This window comes from Acidobacteriota bacterium (assembly GCA_026393755.1).
Taxonomy (GTDB): Bacteria; Acidobacteriota; Vicinamibacteria; order Vicinamibacterales; family JAKQTR01; genus JBAXOX01.
The window spans coordinates 1-5,042 of sequence record JAPKZO010000013.1 but is presented as its reverse complement, the minus strand read 5'-3'; the positions used below and the strand labels follow the sequence as shown (position 1 = coordinate 5,042).

General features: G+C 67.4%; 3 protein-coding genes. All 3 read left to right on the top strand.

Annotated features, from left to right (window positions below; translation table 11 throughout):
- Window positions 1–329: 329 nt before the first annotated feature.
- Window positions 330–3,326 (top strand): excinuclease ABC subunit UvrA, encoded by a 2,997-nt coding sequence (gene uvrA, locus NTV05_05015; GenBank protein MCX6543758.1) that lies wholly within the window; start codon window positions 330–332, stop codon window positions 3,324–3,326.
- On the top strand, window positions 3,323–4,657 hold the full coding sequence (locus NTV05_05010) for a HEAT repeat domain-containing protein (GenBank protein MCX6543757.1): 1,335 nt from the start codon (window positions 3,323–3,325) through the stop codon (window positions 4,655–4,657). The genes uvrA and NTV05_05010 overlap by 4 nt, the downstream gene beginning before the upstream one ends.
- On the top strand, window positions 4,654–5,042 hold a 389-nt coding region (locus tag NTV05_05005; GenBank protein ID MCX6543756.1), incomplete at its 3' end, for a DNA-3-methyladenine glycosylase. The genes NTV05_05010 and NTV05_05005, both read left to right, overlap by 4 nt.

The following is a 5,042-nucleotide window of genomic DNA, read 5'->3' as shown; positions in this document are numbered from 1 at the left end:
GCGGGACGATAGCCGGAGCCTGGCCCGTCGCCTGTTGGACCACGGCAAAGGCGCGTTCATTGGCATCGCGGGGCATACGTGCTCGGGTAGGCATATCCACAGTGTACGCCCACCCCGCCAAGATGCAACATCCTAAGAATCAAAACTAGACCACTACCCCGAGCCGCTGTGCCGCCTGGCACGGCATGGGATTGGTGCGCCGCCCGTGCTACGATGGATCGTTTAACGTCCCCCCGACGGGCCGCGCAGTGGGCCCTGCTCCCGCACTTCCGGGATGGCATGGCGTCCTGGCGAGTCTGCCGAGGCATTCCGGGAACCCGGCCGCCGACATGGCAGACACCCCGACCTCCGACACGGCCAATATCGTCATTCGGGGGGCTCGCACCCACAACCTGAAGAATGTGGACCTGACGCTGCCATCGGGCAAGCTGGTGATCCTGACCGGCGTCAGCGGCTCCGGCAAGTCGTCGCTCGCGTTCGACACGGTCTATGCGGAGGGACAACGCCGGTACGTCGAGTCGTTGTCGGCCTACGCGCGCCAGTTTCTCGAACGGATGGAGAAGCCCGACGTCGACTCGATTGACGGCGTGTCGCCGTCGATTGCGATCCGCCAGAAGAATTCGATTCGCAATCCCCGATCCACGGTCAGCACGACAACGGAAATTCACGACTACCTGCGGCTCCTGTTCGCGCGGATCGGCCGCACCTACTGCCGGCAGTGCGGGCAGGAAGTGACGCGCGAGACGGCCGAAATCGTGACGCGGCGCCTTGCCCAGCTGCCGGAAGGCACGCGCCTGGTGCTGGGGTTCGATCTGCCTGTGTTGGCCGTGGACGCCGGGGGCGACGACCAGGCCAACGGCAGCGACGTGGTTGACGAGATCGGGGAGTCGGCCGCAGCGGACGCGTCGGTGGGTGTCGAGGCGTCGAGAGAATCGGGGCGCGCATCCCGGACCGTTTCCGGAAGAGAGCCCGTCGCCGATGGCGGAAGCGACGGGGAGGATGCGATTGCCGCGACGCTGGACGCGTTGCGCAAGAAGGGTTTCGGGCGCCTGCTGATAGACAATCAGGCCGTGCCGTTCGACCAGATCGCCCCGGCCTCGCTGGCCGGCAGCACGCAACTGCGCGTGGTCGCCGATCGCGTCACCATCGGGCCTGGCATCGAGAGCCGCCTGACCGATTCGATCGAGACGGCGTACGCCGAGGGCGGCGGCGCCGCGATCGCCGTCGAGGTCGCCGATGGGCCGGGCGCGCGCGTCCATCTGTTCAGCGAGCGATTCGAGTGCCGGTCCTGCGGCATCCCGTACGAGACGCCCCAGCCCAGTCTCTTCTCGTTCAACAACCCGTTCGGTGCGTGCGCGACCTGTCATGGCTTTGGCAACATTATCGAAGTCGACATGGACCTGGTCGTGCCGGACCCCACGCTGTCCATCAACCGGAACGCCATCGAGCCGTGGAGCAAGCCGCACTACCGCTCCTGTCTCGCAGACCTGAAGCGGGTGGCCCGAAAGGGAAGCGTCCGCCTCGACACCCGGTGGCAGGACCTGACGGATGAGGAACGGCGGATCGTCATCGAGGGCGACGGCGACGAGTACACGGGCGTTCGAGGCTTCTTTGCGTGGCTGGAGCGCAAGAAGTACAAAGTCCACGTCCGCGTGTTCCTCAGCCGGTATCGGGGCTATCAGATCTGCCACGACTGTGCCGGCACGCGCCTGCGCCGCGAAGCGAGAGAGGTCCGGGTCGGAGGCGAGACGATCGACGCGGTCTGCGCGCTGACGGTGAGCGCGGCGCGGCGGTTGTTCAACGAGCTGGTGCTCGGCGAACGGGACGCGGCGATTGCCGACAAACTGCTCGACGAGATCCGGCGGCGGCTGGGATTTCTGAGCGACGTCGGCCTCGACTACCTCACGCTGGACCGGCTCTCGTCGACGCTCTCCGGCGGCGAGGCACAGCGGATCAACCTCGCCACGTCGCTGGGCTCGGCACTGGTCGGCACGCTGTACGTGCTCGACGAGCCGTCGATTGGCCTGCACCCCCGAGACAACCAGCGGCTCATCGACATCCTGCGGGTGCTGCGGGACCAGGGCAATACCGTGCTCGTGGTGGAGCACGACGCCGACATGATCCGTGTGGCCGACCACATCGTCGATCTCGGCCTGGGGGCCGGCGAGCAGGGCGGGCGCATCATCTTCAGCGGCACGCTCGAAGGGTTGATGCAGGACACCCGGTCGCTGACTGCGAAGTACCTGCGGGGCGAGTTGTCCATCCACGTGCCCGCGCAGCGCCGGCGCGGCACCGGGCAGCGCCTGCGGGTGGTGGGAGCCGCCGAGCACAACCTCCGCGGCATCGACGTCGAGATTCCCCTCAATACGCTGACCGTGGTGACCGGTGTCAGCGGATCGGGCAAGTCGACCCTGGTGCACGACATCATCTACCCCGCCATCAAACGGCTCAAGGGCGGCACCGAACGCAAAGTGGGCGCACATCGGAAGCTGGAAGGAGCCGAGTTCATCACCGACGTCGTGCTGGTTGACCAGACGCCGATCGGCCGGACCCCGAGATCCAATCCGGTGACGTACCTGAAGGCGTTCGATCCAATCCGCGAACTGTTCGCGTCGACCAAGGACGCCCGGGCCGCCGGCCTGACCGCGAGCCACTTCTCCTTCAACGTGCCGGGAGGGCGGTGCGAGGTGTGCGAGGGTGAGGGCCAGGTGCGGGTCGAGATGCAGTTTCTGGCCGACGTCTTCGTGCCCTGCGATGTCTGTGACGGCAAGCGGTTCAAGCCTCAGGTGCTCGATATCCGGTACCGAAACAGGAACGTGCACGAGGTGCTCGATTTGACCGTCCACGAGGCGCTGGTGTTCTTCGCTGCCTCACCGAAGGTGCTGCGCCGCCTGCAGGTACTCGACGAAATCGGGCTTGGCTACCTGCGGCTTGGCCAGCCGGCGACGACGCTCTCGGGTGGTGAGGCCCAGCGGGTCAAGATTGCGGCGCATCTGGCCGTGTCGGGCGGCGAACGGGTCCTGTACATTCTCGACGAGCCCACGACGGGGTTACACTTTGACGACATCGCGAAACTGCTCGCGGCGTTCCGGCGGCTGCTGGAGGCCGGACATTCGCTGCTCGTGATCGAACATAATCTCGATGTCATCAAGACCGCAGATCACGTGATCGATCTTGGCCCCGAAGGCGGCGAGGGGGGAGGCCGGATCGTGGTGGCAGGAACACCTGAGCAGATCGCGGCCGACGAAGGTTCGCATACGGGGCGTGTTCTGCGGCCGGTGCTGGCCGGCCAGTCACGCGCGCGGCAAACAGGGGGTGTGGCATGAGACCGACGGTGCAATCCAGGACGGCGGTCGTGGCGGTGCTGGCGATGGTGGCCGGGGGCGTCTTTCAGCCGGTTCGCGGACAGGACATCGCGTACGAGGACGTGGTCGCCCGGCTCAAGTCGCCCGACGCCAACGTCCGGATCGAGGCGCTGGGCTTGCTGGGCCGCGCGGGTTACATCGATGCGATGGCGCCTGTCGTTCCGCTGATCGGCGATCCGGTGGCGGATGTCCAGGCCAAGGCGATCGCGACCGAAGTGGCGCTGTTGCTCGCCGACGAAGCCTACACGCGGGCGTTCGCGACGCCGGTCGTCAAGTCGAAGGACGCCAGCCTTCCCCTGCTGGCATTCGCGCAGGGGCCAGGTGCAACCGTGGCCAACCTGCCTCCGGCCTCGCTGCTCGTCGCGCTCACGGGCGCGATGGCCTCCTCGACGCCGCGAGTCCGGCTCGACGCGGCGTACGCGGTCGGCGTGCTGGGGCCGTCGCTCATCAAGCACGGTCAATTTCCCGACGCCAGGGGAACCGTGTCCAGGCTGGTGGTGACGATGAAGGATGCTGAGCCGTCGCTACGCGAGGCCGCACTGCATGTGCTGGGCCGGCTGTACGCGTCGGCGCTGGGAGACGTGAAGATCAACCAGGAATGGATCGCCCAGCGAGGGGAGGCGGGAGACCAGGTGATCGCGGCGATGAACGATCCGGACCAGCTTGTGAGGCTGGCCGCCATCAACGCGCTCGGCGCGCTGCGGCACGAGCGGGCCGTGCAGTCACTGGTCGATTTCTGCGGATACTACAAGCGCGACCGGCTTGGTCTGGCCTCGCTCAACGCCCTGGCCCACATCGCGCATCCGTCGAGCGTCAGCCAGTTCGCGAAAGCGTTCGACGTGAATGACGAGGAACTGCGCCGGATCGCGCTCGAAGGCACGGCCAGGATCGGCGACCGCCCCGCGCTTGACGCGTTGCTGACCCGCGCTGCCGCCGACCCGTCGCCTGTGCTTCGTCTCGCGTCGGCGTTCGCGCGGGCCCGCGTGGGCGATTTCGGCGATCTCGGCGTGATCACGGACGGGTTTCGCAGCGCCGATCTCCAGGGGAACGCGTTCGGCTATCTGGTGGAACTCGGGTCAACCGTCGCGCCGTCGCTTGCCGGATTCGCGTCCAACCGTGACGCCAAGGTCCGCGCAGGCGTCGCCGAAGTACTGGGTGTCATTGGCAGCGCGGCGACGCTGCCGTCACTCGATCTGCTGGCTCGCGATCGAGACAGGACCGTCGCGGCTGCGGCCGTGCGATCGCAGAAGCGGCTGACGATTCGTCAGCCCGGCGCTCCCCGGACGCCGTGAGCGGCCGCGGCCCACGCCGTCGCCGACTGCCGCGGTCCTTCTACCGGCGGCCGACCCTCGACGTCGCCCGGGACCTGCTCGGCAAACTGCTCGTCCACCGCTCCGGCGATGGCCTGACCAGCGGGGTCATTGTCGAATCCGAGGCCTACATTGGGGAATCCGACCCCGCCTGCCACGCGGCAGCAGGTCCGACGTCCCGCAACCAGCCGCTCTATGGCCAGCCCGGCCGCGCCTATGTCTACTTGAACTACGGCATGCATTGTCTTGTGAATGCCGTTACCGAAGCTCCCGGCGTTCCGGCGGCCGTGCTGATTCGCGCGCTCGAGCCGGTGTCGGGAATCGAACTGATGCGCACACGGCGCCAGAGCCGGCGCGCCGGCGGGGC

Coding starts and splice junctions, on each gene's coding strand:
- uvrA (MCX6543758.1), top strand. CDS start 330: ATGGCAGACACCCCGACCTCCGACACGGCCAATATCGTCATTCGGGGG.
- NTV05_05010 (MCX6543757.1), top strand. CDS start 3,323: ATGAGACCGACGGTGCAATCCAGGACGGCGGTCGTGGCGGTGCTGGCG.